We start from the raw sequence: 25,131 nt of genomic DNA, 5'->3' as shown, positions 1-25,131 counted from the left end.
GATCGTTTTGATTAGTCTGAAGGAGGCGACAGTATCAATCGCACTTTTTGTTTCATGGTTAGCTCTCGGTTCTTCAAATCTTTGAATATGGCCTTCCATTCTTGAAAGGTGACCACTATCGGGTTAAAACTGTTTACTGGCTTGGTGACGCCGTAACGTACGGTTTCAACTTCCGGTTCGAACGTACCAAACAACTTATCCCAAATGATCAAAACACCGGCGTAGTTCTTATCTATGTATTGCGGGTTTTTGCCGTGATGCACACGGTGGTGTGATGGGGTGTTAAAGATGTATTCAAGTGGTCCCAAGCTTCGTATCCATTGTGTATGGACAAAGAATTGCAAACCAAGGTTGAGAAGCACCACAAAGATGACCCATTTAGGGTCGAAGCCTATGATGACTAGCGGTACCCAAAATAACCACATGCCTGCGAATGGGTACATCAAACTCTGACGGAAAGCCGTACTGAAGTTCATCTGTTCTGAACTGTGGTGCGCGACGTGCGCGGCCCACATCCAGCGAATACGATGGCTTGCTCTATGGAACCAGTAATAGCAAAAGTCTTGTAACACCATCAATACGACAAAACTCAGCACGCCCATGTCGATGTCCATTAAGTGCCAACCGAACATCCCAAGATACAGCTGCACGACCAATAACCCGGTGAGTAAATCGGAGAGTTGATGCATTCCCGCAAGCGTGAAGTTACACATCACCTCTGAAAGTTTATAGCTGGAGTTATCTGGTAGTCGACCTTGTTTCTGACCGATAAAATACTCAGCTAACATACACACCACGAACAAGGGCGCTAATACCAGCAGTAGCCATTCTGGGTGATTGATTAATGCGTCGATATTCATGTTTTATCCTTGTTGAGACGCCATACGCGTTCTTAGTATCAAGTTTACTTAGACTTGATCGTCTGAGATTCAATCAGCAGAATTACGTTACCAGCGAGCAAAGTGATCTTCTGTTAGGCCAAGAACACCATCGAGTTGATGTGTCACTCCATTGTTGTCTTCAATCGAGCCAGAAAAATGACCAATGAACTGACGAAAGTTACTCTTTAACAGCCATAAATTGAGCTTTTCGCTGCGGTTATTAAGGGGCATAAAGGCCAGGTTTATACGTCCATCTTGTGATGTTATCTGCCAAGGCAAGTTCGTGTCTTGGCGACTGAACGTAAACTGTACCGGGTTAAGCAAGTGTCTGGTTCCATTGACCCATAATACGTTTTCGCAGCCTCCGGTTTCATTCACGCCCGCCGCGAGGTTTAGGCCAATATCTGTGCCATTGGATTGCGTGTTGATGCTTGCCCAGCGCCAACTGGTTTCACGTCTCATGTAGCCCGCTGAAAAGTCATAACCGGCACGAGCTTGTTCGAGAACGAGTGATTCTCCCTTGATTTGGATTTCACCGCTGATGCGCAAAGCATTGTGCTTTTGGGTGTAAGTCCAACCTGAATAACCCGTTGGGCTGCACATCGCCAAGGGCAAGCTGTCGGCTTCAGGTTCTAAAGCGATATCGGCCTTGATGAGTTTGGTATTCAAGCGAACTTGCCATTGCCCGCCTTCAATATTAAAGGTGATGCTTTGGCCTGCAATGTTTGTCGTGCCGTCAAATGGCGAAGCGGTAACTTGTTTATCAAACCCTAATGGCCTCAACCAAGATGACTCTTCTAGATGGTTGTTTTCAATATCGTACAGATAACAAAATGCCGAGCCCAAGTAGCGAATATCCGCGATTGCCACGCCGATAACGTGCGTTTCGGTGACGATGCTGACAAATTGAAATTGCTTGTAGTGGAAGTGCTTCTGCCAAGGACCTGCTTTTGAATCCATCGAGTTTCGGTAGTCAAAGTTCTCGATGTTCAGTTGTTTTGGGATGCCATCGAAATGTCCAATGATCGGCTGACCATTAGAATCAATCAAACTGTGTGGGGCAGGGTTCGTTTTTATCATTGCGATGGTTCACATAAATTTAACAATTAAAGCCATTGTGCGATGAGTAGCGTAGAATTGGGAGGTCATATTCGGACAAGAGCGCGTTACCAATCACGATTTTGTCAGTAGTGTTGTTGAAGCTGAGTAGTCATGTTGATGGGAATGGGCTCGATATAAGGAGAGACGATTGGAGATTATCGCGGAGTATAAGCCGACCGGACATCGGCATCAGTTGGGGACATTAGATATCGCGCTGCTGTTGAATACGTTAGAGCAACGAGGTATCGATATTGAAAGGTTACTCAATGATGTGGGTTTGCCGAACATGGATTGGCGAGACCCGAATGGAAAGCTGACTTACGCTGACAAGCTTGCGTTATTTAGCGCGGCTAATCAGAGTTTTCCTCACGATGGTCTAGGGCTTTGGTTGGGCGAACACGCTAGCTTGAGCCACTTTGGTGTGTTGGGTTATGCGCTATCGACCAGTCAAAATGTCGGGGAGGCCATCAAGTCGGGCTTTAAATATCTGCGCCTGAACGGTCCTATTTTCTCGGTTAAATTGTTTCTAGATTCCGAGCAAGCAGTGATTCAGATTGAGAACACCTTGGAAGTGGGTGATCTCCTTCCTTTCTGCAGTGAATATTTCTTGAGTTCAATCGTCTCTTTGTTCAAAGAACTGACTGGTCATGAGTTGGATATTCATACTTTGGCTTTGCCTTATGCTCGCACTAATTACGCCAAGCTCTATGACGAGCGTTTCCAGTGCCCTGTAGTTTTTGGGCAGAGCCATTGTGAACTGCGTTTTGATGCCTCGGTTTTGTCACAAACCTTATTGACTCATGATGCAGCGACACTGAAGCGCTACCTTGCGTCTTGCCAGTCGATAGTTGAGACATTGGACTCGGAACATTTGCTGACTAACCAGATCAAAACGATCTTTTATCAAACCGCAGGCTGTTTCCCGAATATAGAACAGCTCGCAGACGAATTTGGTTGTAGCTCTCGCACGCTCAGGAGAGAGCTGGTTACTCATGATTCCAGTTATCAAGTATTGCTTACCGAAGTTCGAGTGGAACTAGCCAAAGAGCTATTACTTGGCACATCCATGAGCATTGATGATATTGGTGAAAGGCTTGGTTATAGCGACCCTGCAAATTTCAGAAGGGCGTTTAAAGGGTGGCTCAATAAAACGCCTGCTCAGTTCCGTAACGGTTTAAGTTAAAGCGTTACTTGCTAAAAAACTGCTCCCTGAAATCGGATACTTGCTGCTGATAGTAACTGTCCCAATCTTGTTGAGTCCAAGTGGCATAACTTGAGCTTCGCTGAGAGTCCAAGGTCGCTTTGAGCTGATCCAGTTGCTCATGATAAGTCATCACGGTTTGTTGCTGTTGTGCGACTTGTTGTTCTCTTGCGGCAATGTTGTTGGCCTGCGTTTCATCTAAGTAGGTTTCTTGAAGGTCGGCTTTGACTGATGCGATTTCAGCAGGGCTATAGCTGCTGGGTATCAAAGAGACTGCCAGTTCATATTTTTGAAGCTGTGTTTCGGCGTTTAATGTCGCTGTATTGTTTTGCCATTCACTAAGCAAATCTTGATAGTTGGCCAAAAACTGGCTCGCTTCGTTCTCTTCAAGGGTATTGGCGTCAAGCGTAAAATCTAGATGAGCAAATTGGTCTGCGAATAGCTGGTGGGCCAACTCTCCCCATACTTGCTGTGCAGATTGTTTGAATAGGGCAACACGCTCTTCAAGAGTTTCTATGGATTCTAGTGGGATAGTGCTTTGGGTTAATTGCCAATCGACGAATAGCTGCGGATAGTCGCTCAGTAACTCAAACCATATGCTCGGTAATTCTGATTTCAATCGTACGAGTTGTTCAGTGCAGTCATCGCGTTGTTTGCAAAGCGCCCAGAACCCATCGAGTTCATCGAATAGAGCTTTACCTTCAAGTTCGCTTAAGTTTTTAACATGCGTTTCTCCGCCCGATGATTCTGCTTCGGCTTGTTTGTTCTGCGATGCTGCATTTTCCGAACTGGCGGTTGCAGTTGGCGTGGAATTGTCGTCAGCAGTTGTCGTAGAAACCCGCTGTTTTGCTTCTGTGTGTTGAGCAGAAGATAGCGGTGTTTCAGTGGATTTTGATGACCAAGAATAGCCAATAATGCCCGTCGTTAAGACGAGCATTAGGATTAAGATGACTCGATGCATTATGGGTTCACCGAGTTACTTAATGAGGGCGCTAACAGGGAAGTGGTCTGAAAGGTTGTAGTGCTTCCATAACTCACTGCTTGTTGATCTTGGGACATCCACACGATTGTCGTTATGAGCTTTAGCAGCATACTCTGAACTCACCACTACATAATCGAGATACTCAACATTCTCGCCACCCGATATAGGTTCGCCTGCAAAGTTGTTGATGCGAGGGTCAAAAGTAGACGCGGTGTAACCTGAATATTGTGGCTCTTCGGCCTGCAAGTTAGCGAACATCTCTTGGTAGTCGCCTGGGAACTTAAGCTTGTTCACGTTAAAGTCACCGCTGTAAATAACCGTCTCTGAAGTTGGTATTTCCAGTGATTGAGCAAGCTGACGCATCTGTTTAAATTGACGCTGTCGGTAGTCACGAGCTGTGTCCGTATCGAATGAGGCGGTGTGAGTGCCAAACACGTGGTAAGCCTGACCATTTTTGATGACTTCCGCGTAGTTAACACCTTTATCAGCAAAGCAATCTGTGCCTGTACAATCAGGAAACACGTATTGCGCTTCGTTGACGATAGGGTAACGGCTCACAATGATCACGCCGCCGTCATAGATGTTGATGCCATCCTTATTGAGCATCTTGGTTTGGTAAGGGTACTCTTTCGCAAGTTCACGTAGGAACTCATCTCGTCCGTTGGCAAACACCTCTTGAAGCGCCAACACGTCGTAGCCTTTTACGTATTGAGGGAGAAGATCGTAGCGGTCACCAATATGCGAAGCGATGGCAGGCAGTGCCCAGATGTTATAGGTCATGACTTTTAGTGACTTGGCATCCGGCTCGGGTTGCTCATCTACTTTTGGTGGGGTGATGGTGTAATAAATATCATCATAGCGCGCTGTAGAATCGGCTTTGAGGGCTAGCTCTGCATTGACCCCGAATGCATCGGTTGTGCTGCGATGAATATTACGATCGTCATGCAAAGTTAGGTTGACGTCTGCGGCACTCAAACCATGTTGCAGTGTCGAATTATACCAATGTCCTTCCATGGTTTGATTGAGCGTGACACTTTCTCCAATAGAGTTTGATACCACTGTGTCAAACTCGTATGTCTTACCGGACTTTACGCCTGTCCAGCGATTGAAACTGATCAGTTTTTTGGTCTCCCACGGTCCAATCTGCTCAACGTGTTGTTGCCACTCATCGCCAAGTTGCAGTAAGTCGGTACCGGTATGATTGGTTTGAATCGTCATCACTTGGTTGGTGTTGTTGGTTAGATACACATCGGTATCTGCAATAGCCGAGGTTGAAATGAATGAAGCTGATGCAAGTAATGCACTCAGGCAAGTCCATTGAGTTTTCATTTTCACGTTATCCTTACTGATTGGTTTAAAGAATAACGTAGTAAAGAGTTGTGACATTGGAGTTATAACTCTATCAGAATTATCCAAATATTAGATATATGCCATGGTTTTATAAATTTGATTACTCATTGATAATTAACATATTGCTTTATCGGAATGATAAGTGATACGCGCGCACGCTAACAAACAGAGGAACGATTTGGATTTGAGGGTAAGTCACTAGTGGTGTGTTTTTGTGGAAATCATAGGTCGGTAAATAACCAGAAATGGATGCTCTGAATCACGATAAGGGATAACGCTAGCGGCCTTGCTCTATCAGCATAAATTTTGCCATTGTTCAGTAAACAGATTCCTCAAAAACAGGTATGATAGTGTCGTTTTTAATCCTGAACTGGGAAAGTCATGGCAAAGTTAACACTCCAAGAGCAAATGCTTAAAGCTGGCTTGGTAAATGAGAAAAAATTAAAGAAGGCGAAGAAAGGCTCTAAAAAGTCTCGCGTTCAGTCTCGTGAAGCAAAAGCGGCAGCTGAAGAAACTAAACTGGCGCAGCAAGCGAAAGACAAAGAGCTAAACCAACAGTTGAAAGAACAACAGTTGAGCAAAGAAATTAAAGCTCAAGTGAAGCAATTGATCGAGATGAACAAGCTCGAACAGAAGAACGGTGAGATTAAATACAACTTTACCGACGGTACGTTAGTTAAATACCTTTACGTAGAAGAGCTGACTCAAAAGCAACTAAGTAAAGGTATCCTAAGTATCGCGCGTCAAGGCGAAAGCTATGTTGTTATCCCTACTGCGGTAGCGAACAAGATCGCGATGCGTGACGAAGAATCTATCGTTGATACTCAAGCTTCAAGCTCTGATGAAGTAGACGAAGATGACCCGTACAAAGACTTCGTGATCCCAGATGATCTAATGTGGTAGCCCTCGACTAAACCACTATCTAATTCGTCAATTACTTGTGGCGTTGAAGAAGTATTAAAAGCCCCGATGTGTTTTACATCGGGGCTTTTTCAATGTTGGCAACTGCATAGAATTATTTACGGGCTCATCTGAACCGGTCGTGTCTCTATGTTCGAGAAATAATTCATTGCCAGTGTCTCACTTACGACCGCTTTACTGGTAAGTAGGTAAGCAAGTAGGTTACCGACTAAGGCTTTGGCCAGCTAATCGGCAACAATGTCTGCGATGTCGAAAGTTGAGTCTTGTTGGTTGTTTTTAAGTTGATGATATTCAAGCTGATATTGCTCATAGCCATCAAAATAGCAGTCGCCGATTTCATTGCGCGGGCAAATTTTTACATCGTCTCTTGCGACCAGTTCAGTTGAACAAGATGGGCAGTGTTTCATAGATCCTCCTGATGGAATACCAGTGTATAAACGGCCCCATTAACTCAAACTTTTGTTTCGTTGTGATTTCATTTTTAAGTCAAGTAGCGGGTTTATTGGCCATAAACTCGCTACTTGTTGCTGTGCTTGGCCACAGAAAGGAGCAGCGATATAAGGTGCTTCGAGTTCGACAATGCTGTTTATTGGATGCTACATATATTGAAGCGAGAGCGGCTACCTCCACCTAACATTTTCACATTCTCTTTGTTGCTAAGTGCCTTCCATGCAGTACTTTCTTCCGCACTAAGGTTTGAAGGTTGGTAATCTAAGTTAGCGTATCTGGATACAACCACTTGTTTATCCATGCCACCAGATAGGCTATCGATTACATTAGTTGTCACTTTTCCATCGGAGTAGGCCATGACCAAAACTTCATCATTTTCTTCAAGCGCTGAGACTAACGTGCTTTGATTGTCTTTGCTGTATTGAACATCACTGTAACCTTGGTCTGCGTCTGTCTGTTTGCCTGAAATTGAACGATAAAGAAGGCTCTTTTTACGTTTCTTTAAGGAGCTAAGTGGGGTCTCATTCTGCTTGCTATAAATATTGACCACTTTAATATCGTTTTGAGCAGCGTATTTCAGAATTGAACTTTGGTTTCCGAGTCCTCTGCGTGTCAGCGCTGGCGAGTTTTGCAAGCTTTGAGATAAGCGTTGTTCGGTAGCATCAACGATGACAATCGCAGGTTTGTTACCTTCACTTAACGATTTCTTTAGTGCTTGTCTAACTTCGATATGTGCCATTTTCCCTTCTACAGTATCCCAGTTCGGTGCATGCTGAGGTGTTGCGGATGGTCTTGTTTCAAGCGTATATGGCTTGTAGTCGTAGTGCTCTTTCGGCCAATAGGTGTTTCTTTTTACTTTTCCCAAATCGTCAGCCAAATGAAATTCACTCACGAGCTTTTCATTTTTTAAATACGCCTTAGGTTTTTCTTGTCCTAGCGCTTTCCATTGGAAGTACATCTCTTCACGAAGGTTGATGATTGACTGCCTGGCATTACTGATTTCCGCAACGGGATCTCGACCGTGTTCAGCATTGTTGTAGTGAGTAATTCCTGTGGTCTGATATTCATAATTTGGAATCACATACTCTGTCGCTTTATTGGTGTCTGGGTGTCGGTGAGACAGAGGCGCATTACCTTGAGGGACGGCACCAGAAGAGAAGTCTCTCGCGTGTATGAGTTCATGCCCTAATGCGACGGTTTGATCAAACGGTGTCTCTGTTCCTGGAATATTGACTATCTCCGTGGTGGAGAAGTAAACCGTATTCGAGACCCCCTTACCATTAAATTGTCGCTGCCAAGCAAGCGAGGCCTTTTGTTGATCTTCAAATATAGAGGGTATCGTCTCAAAGAGTCTTCCTGGTCCTTCTGGTTCTCTTATCACAGTGACAATAGTAGCTTTAGACTGATCGACCCCTATCGTGTGTTCAATTAATGGGGCAACACCATCATTCGGCGCATTGACCGGTGTGTAAGTTGCTATTTGTCGTAAGATTTCTCGTCCAGTTTGCGATAGCTGCAGTTTGCGGATCAATACGCTCATATCGGAGAGGTAGGCGTCACTCTTTGTTTGTACATAGAGGTTTCTCGACATGCGATAGAGTTTTCCGTAGGTGTCTGAATTGTAGCCAGCAATGACTTTTACGCCATCCGGAGCATCGTAAAAAAGACCAAATTCTGACCCTTTTCCTGCGTATGTATTTATTGAGTTAACAAGCATTAAAAACCCTGATAGGGCTAGGATAATACTATTTTTCATAAACTGACTCCTCTAACGCTATTTGTAATTCAATCCAATCTTCGAGTTCTACAAGAAGAAAATGGGTGATATGTGGAAGCAGAGTCAGCTCTTCTTGTTTAATGATTTGCCCAAGTTGGTCAATTGCAGACTCAAGGTTTCCTTCGTTCAACGCTATTTTTATGTCCGCTAGCTGGCTCCATAGCGCATGCGAAGCTACATAAGCTACCTGCTGTTCCATTTCATCTTGATACTCATTGGAAAGGTAGTTTAGGTGAGGAGTTGAAAGCGTACTGTTAAACAGCTGATGCTTGCTGTTAGGTGATACATTGACTTCTGACTGCTGATGTTGTGCGATTTGTAGATAGAGCGAAAGGTCGCCTAATAAATATTGAAGTTGGTTGGCATTCGTCGTCTTCATTGCCTTTTCAATGATGCTTTCAATAGCGCTTTGAAAGTTTCGTTCAAAGTGAGCGCTTGGCTGCGACATCACGTCATCGAGTATGTCTGCCATTTTAGGGGCATAAAACCTAAGGTTTGCTGCAGAGTATACACTTGGATACGGTAACGAGTAGTTGAGAGAGCGGATGTAAGACATTGAAATCGCGAGCTTGAATTGAGGTTGAATAAAATGTTTAAAAATTTCATATTGTTTGATTTGATCTAACACTCCGCCGCTCGGTCGCTCTGTTAGCAGTAGTTCATACCAACGGCTAATCTGATACCAACTTTTACGAACATTTGGATCAGAGCTGTCAATTCCTTTGCTATCTAAGTATTCGCTGAAAGGCGTTTGGTAGCTAAGAATCTGGATGTTCGCTAACTCGGACACTAGCTCTTCAAATAGTTTATTCGATGACTGGCCTGATATGTAAGCGCTAGCGGTGTTGATTAGCTGAGTTCTAAATAAGCCAGTGGGCCAACCATTAATAATCCTTGATGCAATATGATTTTCGACATTAAATTCTACCTTTTTTAGCAACAACTCGGATAACTCAGCGTCTTTTTTAGGATGGTAAGTATCATACAATGGGCCAGAGTCTTTACATGCATCTAGAGAAGCTTGAATACCGCCTGGGGCAATGGAAGGAACACCCCAGCAAGTTCTTGCGGGACGGACTTCTATAGTTGCTGTACTGAGTTGTTCCTCGCTCAGGTAATCGATATCCCACATTTCTTTCGCATACTCTCTCAATCCACTTTGCCTTACTTGAAATTTCAATATACTTCGGTTGATTTTGCTTTGTGTAATGATCGATGCTACGTGAGGCTTTGGCCTTTCTATGAGTCGTTTAACTATGTTCTCTCTGTGTGTGGATAGTCGGCGCAAAGCGATTTCAACAAGTTCTCTTTTTTTGCTATGTATATTTAAAGCGAGCGCGTGATAGTTATCTGCGTTCAGGTTGTTAATCAGATCATCAATGCGTGCTGGTCCTTCAGTGCGAATGCAGCGTTCGATCTCTGTTAAAGAGGATCGACCGTTTTGGCATAGAGGTTGGTTTAGATTTGAATCAGGGGAAAGGTGTCCGATTGACTTCAACAGTTCTAAATCAATTCGAGCCATTTGCTTAGAAAGTTGCCTATCGTATGCAGAGGTGAGTCGTCGGTATTCGGTGTCTGCTTCAAGAAGCAGGTGGTCGACGTACATTGAGGCACTGTGTAATACGTGATTGTCGTATTTGTTAAGTAGAGAAATTGCGTCCTCTTTTTTGTGGTGGAAACGAGAAAATTCTGAGGAGTGGTTGGTAAACACGTAATGTGATTGGTTTTCAAATTCGGTGATTTTTTCTTTGGCTGCGAAGTACTTAATGTCATTCGATAATAGGTTTAGCTCATCACCAACTAGAGGAACTAAGGAAAAGATAGAGGCCGCTTTATCGAGCCGAGTTGAGGATTCCTGAGAGAATGTTTGGACCATGTTGTCGACCCAAAAGCCGACTGCGACTGCATCTCCGATTGGTCCTAATACTTCCAACGTCGAAGAACCAGCCTGACCTAGTCGGTTTATTAGGCTTTCCTGGCTTAACGAGCTTTCGAATGTCTGCGGGACATTAGCCAACGCTTTCTCTGTTTGTGGCCATGCTGATGCGAAAGATTGCGCGTGCGCACTGAGTTCAAGTTCGCCTAACGCAGTACCAAAATCTGGCTCTGCATAAAGCTCATTTTGAGACCATAAAGCGGCCCGATTATTGTTTATTGTGTGTAGTGATTGTGTATCTTGAACTCCGTCACTTAAGCAAAGTGCGGCTGATAAAGGACTATATACGATAGCTGTGAGCCACCATAGATCGTTTTTTTTGGTCATATTCAAATACTAGTTTTTTATCGCGGTTAGGTGGATAGCACTTTTCGATTAGCTTTTTACTGACAAAAAGGAGATCAGTGTGGGCATAAGTGGCGAATAGGTGCTTTGGCTTTCTTTGGGTTTGTCATCAACAAAAAAGCTCATCACCAGTGTGATGAGCTTAGATAGGGGGAAATGTGAGCTTGTTTATCGCTGTATAGGGTTAATCATAAGTTGAGCATCTTCATATCCCAGCTGCGCGAGGATTTCAGAATCAAAGTCAGTTATCACCTGAACATCGCCGACATAGTAGATTTTATGATTGTTCAGTGCGCTCATCGCATCGAATGAGTCGACAGAGTGTTCTTCACCGATATCGATCAGGCCTGAATATTGAGATTCAGCACTGAATTGACCTGATACATGAGTGTAGAACGGACGCAAACTTGCTCCTGCTGCATATTGCATGTTGCTCAATCCATTGGTGTTGATAGCCCAGCTCCAATCCCACCATTTCATTTCTCCAGGAATATAGCGGTGATCCCATTGGTAGCGGATGTTCGCTTGTTTTTCACTGTTGGTTCCCATGGTGAAGGTGTGGGAAACAGTTGGACGATTTGTCGGGTGATTACTGAGTGCATTGCCGCTAAAGCGTAAGAAGCCTGTGAAATTGACGTCGTAGCCGATGTTCGTTTTGATGCGGTACGGGTAAGAGATACTTGAGCGATAAAACTCGACTCTAAAGGGCAAAACAGAATTAGCCGGTACGGTGATGATCGCTTGTAGCTCTGTAGGTTCTGAGCGAGAACCATTGTTGGTATCAGAGAAACGTTGGTCTTGCTCAAGCACCACTGTTACATCTGTTTTCCCAACCAGAGGCCAAGTAAAGTTCTCTTTGAGCATTACTGAGTCTGAGAGGTCAAAGCTGTTGGTTTTGCGCCACTGGGTGGATTGCTCAAAATGAAGGTCAACGATAATCTGCTTCGGTTCGTCGCTGTCATTAATAGCGTAAGCCGACACTGTATTGATAAGCGTTTGTTCTGGTTCGCTAACGTTACCATGAGAAAATGCATTGCTATCGAGCGTGTAAGAGAAGTTGTCGATTGTGATTTTTGTTTTTTCGTCACAGCGATCACCGGTGCAGCTTCTATCGCTATTCCCTTTAATCTCCCAACCATTGTTAAGCGGTTTTATTGCCATATCTTGACCGACATAACGCCCGTTGTCGCCTCCAACCCAAGCGTAACCCAGGTTATGGGCCAAGTAACTCAGTGGTCTGATAAAGTTCGTGTTGTCGCTGACTAACGCGCGTTGAACATCAAGGTTATTGTTCGTTTCGATGGCTTGCGCTTCGTAGTAAGGGAGGCCTGCGTCTGGGGTATTGGGGTAACACCAGGTATTGTCGCTTGGTTGTCCTTGTTTGATGAGCCCGTGGTAGCCAGACCCCATGATCCCCCAGTCATTTTGAAGGCCTGCTATGTCCCACACGTTCATGCGAGAGATTAGCGCTGTTTTGTGTTCTTGTGCTTCGGTATGAGTAAGTGGGCGATAGTCCGAGCGACAAACATCTTCCCCAAGCTTGTCTAAGACAATTTGGTCTGAGTATATTTTTGAATGAGCCGTCAAAGGTATTAATGATAGGGCAGTGCTAAATAGCATGGTTTTACTGACGTTGAGCATGAATAAATTCCTAGGTGCCAATATTTGGCTATTATTTTTAGATGCGATTTATATGTGTTTTTATAAGTATTTTCTAGCCGAGGGTCTCTAGCGGGGTGTACTCTGTCATATAAAACAAAGCCAAAAGTACTGAAATGAATTGAAAATAAATACTCATAAATATCAGAGGCTTGTACTGATCAACTTGTCGTTTGATAAAGACTTATCTTGATTGATTTCAATTACTTTCAACCATCCAATTAATGGACGGTTAATTGTTGAACGTTTGTGTTTCTGTAACTTCGTTATCTAGGGCATGGGTTTGGAAAAATAAGTCAGCAAGATTGATTAGAAAGATATATTGTTGACTGGATGGTGAGTAAGAACGTAAGCCAGAATAAGAAATGATGTTGTGATAGGTAGGATCAAAAAATGCAGCGAACAACCTTTCGATTGTTGCTGCATTTTTGTTTGTATCGCTCGAATTAACTTGATTGAACGCGATTAAGCATCCCCAGGCTTTTCCCGTTTGCTGTTCCAGCCCATAAAATTATAGATGTTGTATCGAGCAAAGCCGACTTGTTCGTGCAGAGCAAAGTCTGTTACCGCAAAGTTGTACCACAGTGGCAGCCATGAGATTTGAGCCGCCATGTAATCAGCTCTAACCGGAATCACGTCCAACCCGAAGTGGTTGAAATAGAGTTCACTACGGCGAATGTGCAGGCCAGATGAAACCAGCACAATGTTGTCGAATTTATGATGCTTCATCAGGTCGCTGGTCAGCTGTGCATTTTTCCACGTGTTCACGCTGTTCGGTTCTTGAATTATGTCGGCCATTGGGACGCCAAGCCTAAGCAGTTGCTGTTGATAAACTTCAGCCTCTGTAACGCCGTTATTCTGAGCATCACCACCACTGATGATCACTTTGCATGTGGTTTGCGCTTTTGCACAATCTTTATATTGGCTTGCGGTTTCGCTGATTCGACCAAAAGAGAAAAAGGCTGGCTCGAACTCTTGCGTGCTTTTAATTAACTGTGTGCCTGCGCCTAGAAGAACAATGGCGTTATTGTCAGACCATTGGATATCAGGCTTATTTTCATAATTCGCTTGTAGGTCGTCTAATAAATAACGAGGGATCAAACCTGAACCAATCAACACAAATGACGATATAAGAACAAGAGATAAAAACAGAGAGGTTTTTCGCCACTGAAGTAAACGTGTAAAGCCTACGAATAGCAGAAGAAGTAATAATATAATAAAGCTCATGAGGATCCCGTTGTCGAACTGATGCCAAGGTGGTGTAGCATGTTGAAGCGTTGCATCATATATCAATCATGATGATTCTTCATAGCTAACTCATTGTATTATTGAACAAATGCACGATTTCTCTCTATTAACGATTAATGTTCGCGATAGTAGTAACTAAAATGCTTCATTATTGTTCGATTTATCCCTCTTAAAATATAGGCATATAAATCAGGAGGATTATTTAAATCTTATTTTGTGTCATTTAAACCTTATTTCGTGTTATTTAGTTTATTTGTTTATCAACTTCTCATCTTTTAAATTCATCAACTCAACTCAACTCAACTCAACTCAAGCTATCAAAGTAATTCTGAGAAAACTTGATGAACATTTTATTCAACATCAAGGGCAGGTGCTTGGGGCGGTTGGTATCAGTGGGTTGAGTGAAGGGGGCGATGGAGCATTAGCTGAGAAAGTGATTCGATTAGTGCTTTAAGCTCTACTGTTCAGAAAGTGGCTCTGACATAAGACAGAAAATAAAAAACCGATGCATGAACATCGGTTTTTTTGTTGGTCGAGCTGTTTGATTCAGAATTAAGCGTTCGCTTGTTCCAGATCTTGTTGCTTGTCTTTCTTACCTAATAGGCGACTTGTAATAGTGCCGGCTGTCATTGCACCAGATACGTTAAGCGCCGTACGAGCCATATCGATAAGTGGTTCGATAGAGATAAGCAGTGCTGCAATCGTTACAGGAAGGCCCATAGCTGGAAGTACGATAAGTGCTGCGAACGTTGCACCGCCACCCACACCTGCGATACCGAAAGAGCTTACTGTGATAATTGCAATCAGAGACAGAATGAAGTTGATGTCCATAGGGTCGATGCCAACTGTAGGTGCAACCATAACTGCTAGCATTGCAGGGTAGATACCCGCACAACCGTTTTGACCAATTGTTGCGCCAAAAGATGCAGATAGGTTAGCAATTGCTGGTGGCACGTTTAGCTTCGTGATTTGAGCTTCAACGTTCAGTGGAATCGTTGCTGCAGAACTACGCGAAGTGAAAGCGAACGTTAGAACAGGCCAGATTTTTTGGAAGTACTCTTTCGGGTTTACACCAACAAAAGAAACCAACATACCGTGAACAACGAACATCAATAGAATTGCTACGTAAGAAGCGACGATGAAACCTAGTAGGCTTAAGATGTCAGAAGCGCTTGATGTTGCTACTACTTTCGCCATTAATGCTGCGATGCCGTATGGCGTTAGTGCCATGATCATCTTAACTAAGCGCATCACGATAGATTGAGCCGCTTCAACGAACGTACGAATTGGAGATTCTAGCTCTTCTTTCTCTGCCATTACTTTACGTGCAGCAATACCCGTTAGCACACCAAAGATAACAACCGCGATGATAGACGTAGAGCGAGCGCCCGTTAGGTCTGCAAATGGGTTGGTTGGAATGAAGCTAACCAGCATTTGAGGAATCGTTAAGTCAGAAACAGTACCAATGCGGCTTTCTAGCGTTGCGATACGTGCTGTTTCACGAGCACCTTCTGTCAAACCTTCAGCAGATAGGCCGAATGCTTGAGTCACAACAATACCGACAATCGCAGAAATCGCTGTGGTTGCGAGCAACACAGAGATTGTGATGCCAGAGATTTTGCCCAGTGAACCGCCTTTTTCAAGCTTCACTACTGCAGCAATCATTGAAACCAATACTAATGGCATGATCACCATTTTCAGTAGGCCAACGTAACCACGACCAACAATGTTTACCCAGTCTAGCGTTTCTTTAATAACAGGGTTGCCTTCACCAAATAGCAGCTGAAGACCTAGGCCGAAAGCACTACCAAAAACTAAACCTAATAGAACTAAGCGCGATAACGTGTTTTCTTTTTTCTGCTGTCCGTAGAGAAAGAAGAGGATACCAGTGAATACCGCTAAGGCAGCGATAGCTGAAAATGACATTTGTTTTCCTTATGAATTTCTTTGAATCGATAGGGCGCTTAGATATATGGGCGCAAATACTGTTAGCTACAGTAGCGACCTGTAACAAAACGTAAAATAAGGAAAAGTAATTAAATAGAACGATAGGTAATATCCACTGAATAGAATGAGTGGATATCCAACATTGTGGTGAATAGATGAGCTTTTTAGCGATATTTTGCCAATAAATTAAGCATGTCGCTTGACGAGTAAATTTCGATATTTTGGAAATTATTTTCGAACAATCGGAACAACATGGCTTGCGCAACGTCTTTTGACTGAATTGGGCGCAGGTTTTTGAATTTGCCAAACATAAAGGGCGATAGGAGAGGAAACAGGCTTTGTAGCAGTTTTTCGTCGGCTCTTGGTTCTTCTCGCTCACCAACCAATGGCCCAGGGCGTGCAATGAACAGTTGCTTGAAGCCGATACGTTTTAAGTTCTGTTCCATTTGCCCTTTACACTTGAGGTAGTGCGAATAGGAATCGGCGGACGCGCCGTAACTGGACACAACCGCAACGCGTTGAACCCCAAGAAACTTCATCGACTGAGCCACATGGCTAACCAACTCTACATCGACTTTACGCAATGCTTCTTTCGAACCTGCCTTTTTCTTAGTCGTTCCTAAGCAGATAATACCGAGATTAGGTGTGGCTTGGGTATCGTCCCAACTCGTGACTTGAAGATCACTGTGAATGAGCGTGTGGAGTTTATCGGAATGAAACTGCGAGTCTAATGCTCTTCGGGACAAGGCATAAATATGATCAACTGCAGGTTCGTCGGTGAGCAGCTTCATCACATGTTGGCCAATTAGCCCTGTTGCACCAGCCACCACGACCGATGTTTTGTCTCCAGTAATGCTCATGGTTATCCCTAACGTATATGTAAGTTACTGTTTTTAATTTAAACCTTATTTAGGAATGTTGGCGATTTCATCGTCGGTAATGTGAAGGTGCATACAAATTGTCAATTCCATGTCGGCAAAGTCGCTGACAACAAACCGAAGAAAAGGTGAAAAACAGCTCACGAATACAAGCTGTTTTAATTAACTGTAAAAGCAGGTGTTAGGTTTAGTAAGACTTCACGGCGCTTGAGTTAGCACCCGTCATAGAATGTATTGATCGTAAGATCACCAATGTTGACGAGCTGATCTTGATTTAATGTGTAGGAGCGAGTGAGTTGAACGAAACAGTTGTAAGCTTTCAGTTCTCTAAACTGCCTTTCTTTGCCTGTGTAGACAATCAGCGTAGGGTTAAATTGAGGTCCGTAGCTCAATAGATGGTAGTTTTCCGTTTCCATAGCGTTTTCAACATTGTCAGAGTCGAGAGCGATCGTTCCCCATCGTATCCAAATATTTTGATCTGAGAGCTTTGCTAGTTTTTCCTTCTCTAAACCTTCAATAGTGGCTTTACCCATCACGATTTCGTTTGTTGCGTTGAAAGCGCCAATGAATCCATCGAGTGTGGCTATCCTGGCATCAGAGTTCAGGTTCAAAAATCGTGGTGCTACAGTCACTGAGAGAATGCCTAAAATGATGATAGTCACCACCATTTCAATTAACGTGAAGCCTTTGTTTTCCATAAGTACCCTTAATAACTGACAGGGAAATATTAGCAACAAGATTTAATATGTAAATGGATCTGAGATTTATGTAAGTACATAAAATGTAAGGGATAATTTACATTGAGTGATAAGTGTACCAAAGCAATTTGATTTACTTATTTAGTGGTTTCGTTTTGTACTAAATGTCTAATTAGTTGGACTTGGTAGCTGTTCGATTGAGTTTTGCACAAAGAGATAGGAAGTGATGTCAGTAGAGATAACAAAGCCCGCTGGGCGACGGGCTTGTTATTTACTTTGTTGCTTACTAGGTAAAGGAGAGTGGGATTTTCCTTACCTTCTTGCTAGTTTTCTTACCTGATTTATTTGGTTTTCTTTTGCTTGAATTCGGAATCATTACACCTCCTAAATCACTTTTCTGAACTTTGTTGCTTTCAACCGGTTGTGTTGCTTGGTGTTGCATTTTGTAGCTAATAATGTGGGTGTTCACTGTATGGATACGTATCAATGGAGAGATCAACAAGTACTTTAAATAAAGCATAAACGGTGCCAAAACATAAGTTATTGATTTTTAGCTTTGGTGGTGTTCGATACGAAACCCTGTTGTGTTTTTTGATTCTCAATTTGAGAAAAAGTGCTCTTGAACTGATTAAATTAAGAACACTCTCTGCGATTTCGGTTGATTAGGCATAGATACAGCATTGCTTAACACGTAAACTGAGTCGTAATTCACATAGACCAAGGACGTGCTATGAACCTCAAGCTTGATACTCTCGCTCCCACTCAGATCTATCACCTGATGACACAAACCGTTGTTCCTCGCCCGATAGCGTGGGCATTGACGGAATCTTCTGACCAAGAGTACAACCTAGCGCCTTTCTCTTATTTCACGCCTGTTTCCAGCAACCCGCCGCTACTGATGCTATCGGTTGGGAAAAAGCCATCGGGCGAAATCAAAGATACCACCCGTAATGCCCTTGAAACGGGTAAGTTGGTCATTCATATCGCGTCAGCCAGTTCTGCCGAGGTGATGACGGCGACAGCAGCCACGCTCGATCATGGTGAGTCTGAAGTAACCGCGAATAATATCGAGTTGGTTGAATTTGAAGGCTTTTCTTTACCTAGAGTGAAGGAGTGTGCTGTGGCGTTTGGTTGCACATTGTATGAAGTTAAAGAAGTCGGTGAAGTACCGCAAAGTCTCATCTTTGCTCAAGTTGAAACCGTGTACATTTCCGAAGATGTGATCGATAAAGAGAGTGAGCGCTTGAAGGTTGATGCACTAGCACTGGATCCTTTATCTCGACTTGGTGGGGGGAATACGCGACGCTTTCCAATGTGTTCTCTGTCGCACGCCCTAAGTAATAATCCCTAAGTAGTAGCTCCTAAATCAACGTACCCAGAATAAGCGTTTTTAAAAACTATGTTAGATACCCAATACTCGCAGTACATCCAACACCGAATTGACCAAAAAACCAAGCCGCTCGGTGCGCTTGGCTTACTAGAAAAAGTCGCACATAAACTGGCATTGATTCAGAGCCAAGGCAAAGAAACTGCGGTTGAGCACATCGAATTGAATAAGCCAAGTATCATCATATTTGCTGGCGACCATGGCATAGCCGATGAAGGTGTGAGTATTGCTCCAAGTGCCGTGACGCAACAGATGGTGTTGAACTTTTTAAGCGGTGGCGCGGCGATAAATTGCTTCTGTGCGGTGAGTGATATCGATATCACGGTAGTCGACACGGGGATATTGTTGCCTGTGGAATCAGACAGTGGCATGTTGATCTCTCAGCGTTTAGGTACACGAACCAATAACTTTGCCAATGAAGCGGCAATGAGCCTCGAAACGGTTGAGCGTGGGATTGAACTGGGTACAGAACTTATTTCTAGAACCATTTCAAATGGAACCAATATCATCATGTTTGGTGAAATGGGCATCGGAAATACCAGCAGCGCATCTGCGATCTTAAGTGCGTTAGCGAATCGGTCTGCAGATGAGTGTGTTGGCCTAGGCACTGGCATCAACAATGAACAGCTTGCACGTAAAGTGGCTGTGGTTGAGCAAGGTGTTGCTCGTTGCAAAGGTTTAGCTGCGAAAGAAGTTAAAGATATTAAAGAGGTACTAGCACAAGTCGGTGGCTATGAAATCGTTCAAATGGTCGGTGGTTTCCTTGGTGCTTACCAGAACAAAACGCCAGTATTAGTCGATGGCTTTATAGTGTCGGTTGCTGCGTATGCCGCGACTTTAATCGAGCCGAACTGTCGTGATTATATGATTTTTGCACATCGCTCTGAAGAGTCGGGACACAGAATCTTGTTAGAGCTTCTGGACGCAGAGCCACTGCTCGATCTTGGCTTGAGACTGGGCGAGGGCACGGGGGCTGCACTAGCCATGCCTATCATTCGAGCGGCTGCAGAGTTTTACAACAACATGGCGAGCTTCGAGAGCGCTGGAGTCACTGTTTAATGAATGATGCACCAGAAAGATCATTGAAAGATCGAGTCACTTATCAGTGGGAGTTGTTTGCGCTGGCGATGGGTTTCTTTTCTCGCTTGCCAATGCCAAAGAACACGTCCTATTCATCAGAGCGAATGAATCGTTCGGGTCGTTATTTTTCAGCTGTTGGTTTGTTACTTGGTGTTCTTTGTGGCGGCGTATTCTTGTTGCTCGATGCCATACTGCCAAGTGCAGTTGCCATCTTTTTAATGATGAGTTTCAGCTTAATGCTCACCGGTGCTTTCCATGAAGATGGTCTGACCGACATGGCGGATGGCATTGGTGGTGGAATGACGCTCGAACGCCGTTTGAGCATCATGAAAGATAGCCGTATCGGCACATATGGCGCGTCTGCGCTTATCATGGCTTTGCTTGGTAAGTGGATTCTTTTGAATGAACTGGTCACCATGACTGCTCTGTTTATGGTTATCGTTACCAGTTATACCTTTAGTCGCGCGATTGCTGCATCGCTGATTTACGACATGCCTTACGTTAGCGATTTAGATACCAGTAAAAGTAAGCCATTGGCTAACAAGCAAACCAAAGGCGAACTTGTCTTCTTATTGCTTGTAGGCGTGCTGCCTAGCTTATGGTTTGGTCTTGAATTCGCTTTGGTTTTATCTGTCGTCGCCTATCTGTTCAGAACAGGTTTCAAAAAGTGGTTAACGGCTCGAATTGGTGGCTTTACTGGCGACTGCTTGGGGGCAGCTCAACAGTTGATTGAGTTGCTGACTTACCTTGTATTCATTACTGCATTTTACAATGGCTTTCTATAACGGCTTTCTATGACGAACACGAATCAAACTAATCAAACAAGGCAGCGAAACAGCCATCTGATATTAGGCGGGGCTCGTTCTGGCAAGTCGAGTTTTGCAGAGCAACAAGCATTATGTGCGCTTGAAGCATGTTCAAATGGACGCCTCAACTATATTGCGACAGCCACTTACTTGGACGACGAAATGCGAGAACGAATCGCGCACCATCAACAACGTCGTGGCGAGCATTGGATTGAGCATGAAGTTCCTGTTGAGTTAGCCGAAAAACTGCAGTGTTTTAACCAAGATGATGTGGTGTTGATTGATTGCCTAACCTTGTGGCTGAACAACGTCATCTTTGAACTGGGTGATGACGCAACCAATGAACAGGTTGAAGCCGTTGTGGAACTATTGGTGCAAAGCGTCGAGCAAAGCCCTGCGCAAATTATCATGGTCTCTAACGAAGTCGGTTTAGGTGTTGTGCCATTGGGTAAAGTGTCGCGCTTGTTTGTGGACAATGCAGGGAGAATGAACCAAGCGCTAGCTTGCGTCGTTGAACGCGTCACACTGGTCGCTGCCGGATTGCCGCTTCACTTAAAACCATCTAATCACTTGCTTGATACTCAAGGCTAGGTCGCACTCATGGTCAATGGAACAACCAAAAACATCTATATGCTAAGACATGGCAAGGTTGAAGGAAAAGCTGCACTGAATGGTTTATCTGATGTGTTGGTTAACCCAAACCTTCAACAACAGATTTGTGATGCGTTGGCTGAACATGATATCGCTTTCGATGGTGTTATTACCTCACCATTAAGACGATGCAGTGACCTGGCAACCCTGTATGCAGAGCGTATGTCAGTGCCTTTATCAGTTGCACCAGACTTTCAGGAAATGAACTTCGGTGAAGTGGATGGTGTCCCATTTGATAAACTTGAAGACAAGTGGGGAATGTTAGAAACCTTTTGGAAAGACCCTGCTAATCATCAATTAACTGGTGCAGAAAGTTTACAGGGCTTCCACGACAGAGTAACTCAAGCTTGGTCGCAACTTTTGAACAATCCAAGTGACAATCTATTGTTGGTTACTCATGGTGGCGTTATTCGAATGTTATTGGCGCATTGCCTTGATATTGATTGGAAAAATCCGAGTTTGTACTCGAAGTTATCGATAGAGAATGCATCAATAACCCATATTCAAGTCACTCAGTTTGCACAGAGCTTTATCAGCGTCAAAGCGATAGGCCTGCCTGTTCTCTGAGTGTTAAAAATACACAGTTTTAAGAATTAACAATCTATTAGAACTGTAAATAGAAATAGAAATAGAAACAGAAATATAAATAGAAGTATAAAGCGGCGTTCACAGCCGCTATACCTGATTGGTATTACTACCTACGTGAAAGGAATTTAGTCATGACAACACCAAGTTGGGATCTAAGCATTGCTTATAGCGATCTTAATGATGCAAAAATCGAACAGGACATTGAGCTCATTCAGCAGTGCATTGAGCTGTTGAACCTACACGTTGAAAAGCGTCACATTATTCTAGCGATGCAAAACGCGATTCAGACTTCTGAAGCGGCTGGCACGCTACTAAGCACGATCAACACCTTCGCTAACTGCCACGCATCGGTAGACGCGACGCACACAGAAGCCAAAGCACTGCTTGGTCGAGTTGCCAAACTGAACTCTGAAATGTCTCAAGCATTTAGCCCTTACGAAGACACACTAATTCATGCAGAACCGGAGTTTATTGATGCAGTATTAGAGCATGAGAGTGCGGACGTAGCAGGGCAACGTTTTGCGATTGAAAGCTCTCGTAAGTTATCAAGCAGCCGACTCAGTGTTGCTGAAGAGCAGTTGTTAGCGGCTATGAAGGTTGATGGCCGTGATGGGTGGGGGCGTTTATACGACAACCTAACCGGTTCTTTAAAGCTGTCACTAAAGCTGGACGGTGAAGAGGAAGCTCTGGGCTTTTCTCAAGCGGCGAGCTTGTTGTATGGCAGCGAATTCGACAAACAAGAACCGGCATGGCGTGCCGTTCAAGGCGCAATGAAGACGCATCAAGAGTCTTTTGCTTCGATCCTAAACGCATTGGCTGGGTGGCGACTGACAGAAAACAAAAAGCGCTCGAAAATTAGCGATGTGCATTTCCTTGATCCAAGCCTACACGGCAGCCGCATTGTGCCTGAAACGTTAGACACCATGATGTCTGTCGCTAAAGCTAATCGTGAGGTTGGGCAAAAAGCGGGTCTATTAATGGCAAAGGTTCACGGGCTCGATGAAATGAAGCCTTGGAACCATTTAGCAGCGATGCCACCACTCGGTGACAGCGAATCTAAGGTTTATCCATTTGATGAAGCGATCGAAGTGATTAAAACCGCCTTCGCTGAAGTAAATCCAGAGATGGCTGATTTCGTCGCATTAATGGTTGAGAACGGTTGGATTGATGCCGCTCCAGCAGCCAATAAACGTCTAGGTGCGTACTGCACTAAATTTGCTGCGACACGCACCCCGCTTGTGTTCATGACATGGAGTGGTAGCCGCTCAGACTTAATGACATTAGCGCACGAGCTAGGCCACGCGTTCCACAACTGGGTGATGAAAGACATGCCGTTGTGTCAAACACGCTACCCAATGACGTTAGCAGAAACCGCTTCAATCTTTGCTGAGAACATCGTTCGTGACCACCTATTGAAGCAAGCACAAACACGTAATGAGAAACTTGAAATGCTGTGGGAAGAGCTTTCTTCTTCTTTGGCACTAATGGTGAATATTCCCGTTCGCTTCGAATTTGAAAAAGCCTTCTACGAGCAGCGTGAAAAAGGCGAGCTCACGGCTCAGCAGCTGTGTGACCTGATGGAAACCACTTGGAAAGAGTGGTACGGCGAGGCAATGACAGAAGCTGACCCTTACTTCTGGGCGAGCAAGCTGCACTTCAGCATCTCTCAAGTTAGCTTTTATAACTATCCATACCTGTTCGGTTATCTGTTCAGTAAAGGTGTTTACGCTCAGCGCGATGCGAAAGGTGAGCAGTTCTACAGCGATTACGTTTCGTTGCTTCGTGATACGGGCAGCATGATGGCGGAAGAAGTCGTTCAAAAGCACTTAGGAATGGACCTGACTCAAGTTGATTTTTGGCAACAAAGCATCGACATGGTCAAAGTTCAAATCGATGAATTTGAAAGATTGCTCGATCAGGAAGATTAATTGATCTCAATCTGTTCATGGCAGGTAAGAGCTGTGTTAGCTTACGTGGCTCTTATCTTGCTGACATGACTTGAGAAAAGCTGAGACAGCCAAAAGTTGCTTTAAATAGAGAAAGTTATTTGGAACAGATGTCGGTTAGTAAAGTCAGCAGGTAATATAAAAATATATGGGTAGTATTTGTGAGTGATAACGGAGTTTCTATTGATAAGTGCGATCCTAGCAACACAATTTCTATGTACAATTTATTAACATACGGCCGTGCAATTAAGGAGTAGCGCATGACGAAGACCCTCTTTCGCCAATCATTTCTTTTTGACAGCCTAGATCTTGAGCAAGAAGTGGTTGCAGGACAGACCGTACTGAGTAACGGTGTTCAAATTAAGCTTCATCAACGCGGTGTATTGGAAGTGATTCCCGCGGAGTATAATTCCGAAACCAAGAACATCATCTTTTCAACCGGTGTTCATGGCGACGAAACCTCACCAATGGAGCTGATTGATAAGCTCATTGAGGATATTGAAACTGGCTTCCAAGTGGTGACAGCAAGATGTTTGTTCATCATCGCACACCCTGAAGCGACCAACGCGCATACTCGTTTTCTTGATGTGAATATGAATCGTCTGTTTGATGAGAAGCAGCACGAGAGTAATCGAGAAGTGGATATCGCGAAGAATCTAAAGTACTTGGTTACGGAGTTTTACAAAGAAACGGTACCTGCCACTCGCTGGCATTTAGACCTGCACTGTGCAATCCGTTTATCTAAGCATTACTCTTTTGCCGTGAGCCCTAAGGTTCGCCACGAAGTACGTAGCAAGGCCTTGTTCGATTTTATCAACAGTGCTCACGTTGAAGCTGTGTTGTTGTCGAATGCGCCAACCAGCACCTTCAGCTGGTACAGCGCTGAAAACTTTGAAGCGCAAGCACTGACAATGGAGTTAGGGCAGGTAGCAAGAATTGGTGAGAACCAGCTTGATAAGCTTACTGCTTTCGATTTGGCGATGCGCAATCTGATTGCTGAAATAGAACCAGAGCATTTACCAAAGAAAACCATTACTTATCGCGTAAGCCGAACCATAGTTCGTTTGCACGATGACTTTGATTTCATGTTCTCTGATGCCGTTGAGAACTTTACGGCGTTCAAACACGGTGAAGTGTTCGGTCATGATGGTGATAAGCCATTAATGGCGAAGAATGAAAACGAAGCCGTCGTGTTCCCGAATCGAAACGTTGCTATCGGTCAACGAGCTGCCTTAATGGTGTGCGAAGTTGAAACTCGATTCGACCATGGTCAGTTGGTTTACGATTAATACTTAGACG

The 25,131-nt window shown here is 44.0% G+C and carries 20 protein-coding genes and 2 pseudogenes; 10 read left to right on the top strand and 12 right to left on the bottom strand.

The features are described from left to right. Nucleotides 1-11: 11 nt before the first annotated feature. Together AB8613_RS01620 and AB8613_RS01615 are read right to left on the bottom strand one after the other, a co-directional pair. Nucleotides 12-860: a sterol desaturase family protein gene (locus tag AB8613_RS01620; protein WP_372384309.1), complete on the bottom strand. Its 849-nt coding sequence runs from the start codon at nucleotides 858-860 to the stop codon at nucleotides 12-14. Nucleotides 861-947: 87 nt separating this feature from the next. Next, on the bottom strand, nucleotides 948-1,961 hold the full coding sequence (locus AB8613_RS01615; RefSeq protein ID WP_054546460.1) for a DUF2804 domain-containing protein: 1,014 nt from the start codon (nucleotides 1,959-1,961) through the stop codon (nucleotides 948-950). A gap of 169 nt (nucleotides 1,962-2,130) precedes the next feature. Between AB8613_RS01615 and AB8613_RS01610 the strand changes: the two genes are divergently transcribed. Further along, nucleotides 2,131-3,165: an AraC family transcriptional regulator gene (locus tag AB8613_RS01610; RefSeq protein ID WP_372384308.1), complete on the top strand. Its 1,035-nt coding sequence runs from the start codon at nucleotides 2,131-2,133 to the stop codon at nucleotides 3,163-3,165. Between the two features lie 4 nt (nucleotides 3,166-3,169). On the opposite strand, the gene AB8613_RS01605 is transcribed toward AB8613_RS01610, so the two are convergent. Together AB8613_RS01605 and AB8613_RS01600 are read right to left on the bottom strand one after the other, a co-directional pair. Further along, on the bottom strand, nucleotides 3,170-4,120 hold the full coding sequence (locus AB8613_RS01605) for a chromosome partitioning protein ParA (protein WP_372384842.1): 951 nt from the start codon (nucleotides 4,118-4,120) through the stop codon (nucleotides 3,170-3,172). A gap of 39 nt (nucleotides 4,121-4,159) precedes the next feature. Next, a complete protein-coding gene (locus tag AB8613_RS01600; protein WP_372384307.1) occupies nucleotides 4,160-5,494 on the bottom strand; it encodes a sphingomyelin phosphodiesterase in 1,335 nt (444 codons plus the stop codon). 402 nt (nucleotides 5,495-5,896) lie between these two features. Between AB8613_RS01600 and AB8613_RS01595 the strand changes: the two genes are divergently transcribed. Further along, nucleotides 5,897-6,418 carry a DUF2058 domain-containing protein gene (locus AB8613_RS01595; protein WP_055318645.1) on the top strand — a complete coding sequence of 174 codons (522 nt, stop codon included), beginning with the start codon at nucleotides 5,897-5,899 and terminating at the stop codon, nucleotides 6,416-6,418. Between the two features lie 242 nt (nucleotides 6,419-6,660). Here AB8613_RS01595 and AB8613_RS01590 read toward each other — a convergent pair whose 3' ends face one another. The 5 genes from AB8613_RS01590 to AB8613_RS01570 form a co-directional block, all read right to left on the bottom strand. Next, on the bottom strand, nucleotides 6,661-6,843 hold the full coding sequence (locus AB8613_RS01590) for a hypothetical protein (RefSeq protein ID WP_285954099.1): 183 nt from the start codon (nucleotides 6,841-6,843) through the stop codon (nucleotides 6,661-6,663). A 179-nt stretch (nucleotides 6,844-7,022) separates the two neighbouring features. Continuing rightward, complete coding sequence (locus AB8613_RS01585; RefSeq protein ID WP_372384306.1) at nucleotides 7,023-8,642, bottom strand: M91 family zinc metallopeptidase; 1,620 nt, start codon at nucleotides 8,640-8,642, stop codon at nucleotides 7,023-7,025. Continuing rightward, complete coding sequence (locus AB8613_RS01580; protein WP_372384305.1) at nucleotides 8,632-10,926, bottom strand: hypothetical protein; 2,295 nt, start codon at nucleotides 10,924-10,926, stop codon at nucleotides 8,632-8,634. The genes AB8613_RS01585 and AB8613_RS01580 overlap by 11 nt, the downstream gene beginning before the upstream one ends. Before the next feature lie 186 nt (nucleotides 10,927-11,112). Then, nucleotides 11,113-12,585: an aerolysin family beta-barrel pore-forming toxin gene (locus AB8613_RS01575; RefSeq protein WP_372384304.1), complete on the bottom strand. Its 1,473-nt coding sequence runs from the start codon at nucleotides 12,583-12,585 to the stop codon at nucleotides 11,113-11,115. A 483-nt stretch (nucleotides 12,586-13,068) separates the two neighbouring features. Further along, nucleotides 13,069-13,830, bottom strand: a complete 762-nt coding sequence (locus tag AB8613_RS01570; RefSeq protein WP_285954103.1) for a YdcF family protein — start codon at nucleotides 13,828-13,830, stop codon at nucleotides 13,069-13,071. Nucleotides 13,831-14,203: 373 nt separating this feature from the next. Here AB8613_RS01570 and AB8613_RS01565 point away from each other — a divergent pair. Further along, nucleotides 14,204-14,305 (top strand): annotated as a pseudogene (locus tag AB8613_RS01565) (heme-binding protein); the annotation flags it as partial. A gap of 98 nt (nucleotides 14,306-14,403) precedes the next feature. On the opposite strand, the gene AB8613_RS01560 reads toward AB8613_RS01565, so the two are convergent. The 3 genes from AB8613_RS01560 to AB8613_RS01550 form a co-directional block, all read right to left on the bottom strand. Continuing rightward, nucleotides 14,404-15,777, bottom strand: a complete 1,374-nt coding sequence (locus tag AB8613_RS01560) for an L-cystine transporter (RefSeq protein WP_285954104.1) — start codon at nucleotides 15,775-15,777, stop codon at nucleotides 14,404-14,406. 185 nt (nucleotides 15,778-15,962) lie between these two features. Continuing rightward, on the bottom strand, nucleotides 15,963-16,658 hold the full coding sequence (locus AB8613_RS01555) for an NAD-dependent epimerase/dehydratase family protein (protein WP_372384303.1): 696 nt from the start codon (nucleotides 16,656-16,658) through the stop codon (nucleotides 15,963-15,965). 230 nt (nucleotides 16,659-16,888) lie between these two features. Then, the gene (locus AB8613_RS01550) at nucleotides 16,889-17,374 is read right to left on the bottom strand and encodes a type II secretion system protein (RefSeq protein ID WP_372384302.1); all 486 of its coding nucleotides are present in this window, start codon (nucleotides 17,372-17,374) and stop codon (nucleotides 16,889-16,891) included. Nucleotides 17,375-18,104: 730 nt separating this feature from the next. On the opposite strand from AB8613_RS01550, the pseudogene AB8613_RS01545 reads away from it, so the two are divergent. The 7 genes and pseudogenes from AB8613_RS01545 (at nucleotide 18,105) to AB8613_RS01515 (ending at nucleotide 25,121) form a co-directional block, all read left to right on the top strand. Continuing rightward, a pseudogene (locus AB8613_RS01545) lies at nucleotides 18,105-18,715 on the top strand (flavin reductase family protein). A 58-nt stretch (nucleotides 18,716-18,773) separates the two neighbouring features. Then, nucleotides 18,774-19,820: a nicotinate-nucleotide--dimethylbenzimidazole phosphoribosyltransferase gene (gene cobT / locus AB8613_RS01540; protein ID WP_372384301.1), complete on the top strand. Its 1,047-nt coding sequence runs from the start codon at nucleotides 18,774-18,776 to the stop codon at nucleotides 19,818-19,820. Next, nucleotides 19,820-20,626 carry an adenosylcobinamide-GDP ribazoletransferase gene (locus AB8613_RS01535; protein ID WP_372384300.1) on the top strand — a complete coding sequence of 269 codons (807 nt, stop codon included), beginning with the start codon at nucleotides 19,820-19,822 and terminating at the stop codon, nucleotides 20,624-20,626. Before cobT ends, AB8613_RS01535 begins: the two co-directional genes overlap by 1 nt. Nucleotides 20,627-20,635: 9 nt before the next feature. After that, nucleotides 20,636-21,238: a bifunctional adenosylcobinamide kinase/adenosylcobinamide-phosphate guanylyltransferase gene (gene cobU / locus AB8613_RS01530; RefSeq protein ID WP_372384299.1), complete on the top strand. Its 603-nt coding sequence runs from the start codon at nucleotides 20,636-20,638 to the stop codon at nucleotides 21,236-21,238. A 9-nt stretch (nucleotides 21,239-21,247) separates the two neighbouring features. Further along, a complete protein-coding gene (cobC, locus tag AB8613_RS01525; RefSeq protein WP_372384298.1) occupies nucleotides 21,248-21,865 on the top strand; it encodes an alpha-ribazole phosphatase family protein in 618 nt (205 codons plus the stop codon). Nucleotides 21,866-22,017: 152 nt separating this feature from the next. After that, complete coding sequence (locus AB8613_RS01520) at nucleotides 22,018-23,814, top strand: M3 family oligoendopeptidase (protein WP_372384297.1); 1,797 nt, start codon at nucleotides 22,018-22,020, stop codon at nucleotides 23,812-23,814. Nucleotides 23,815-24,092: 278 nt separating this feature from the next. Beyond that, entirely contained in the window at nucleotides 24,093-25,121 is a 1,029-nt protein-coding gene (locus tag AB8613_RS01515) for a succinylglutamate desuccinylase (RefSeq protein ID WP_019824082.1), read from the top strand. The last annotated feature ends 10 nt before the right edge of the window (nucleotides 25,122-25,131 follow it).

The organism is Vibrio sp. BS-M-Sm-2, assembly GCF_041504345.1.
Lineage (GTDB): Bacteria > Pseudomonadota > Gammaproteobacteria > Enterobacterales > Vibrionaceae > Vibrio > Vibrio satsumensis.
Note: the sequence above shows the minus strand (reverse complement) of the source record. Positions and strands in the feature narration are given on the sequence as shown.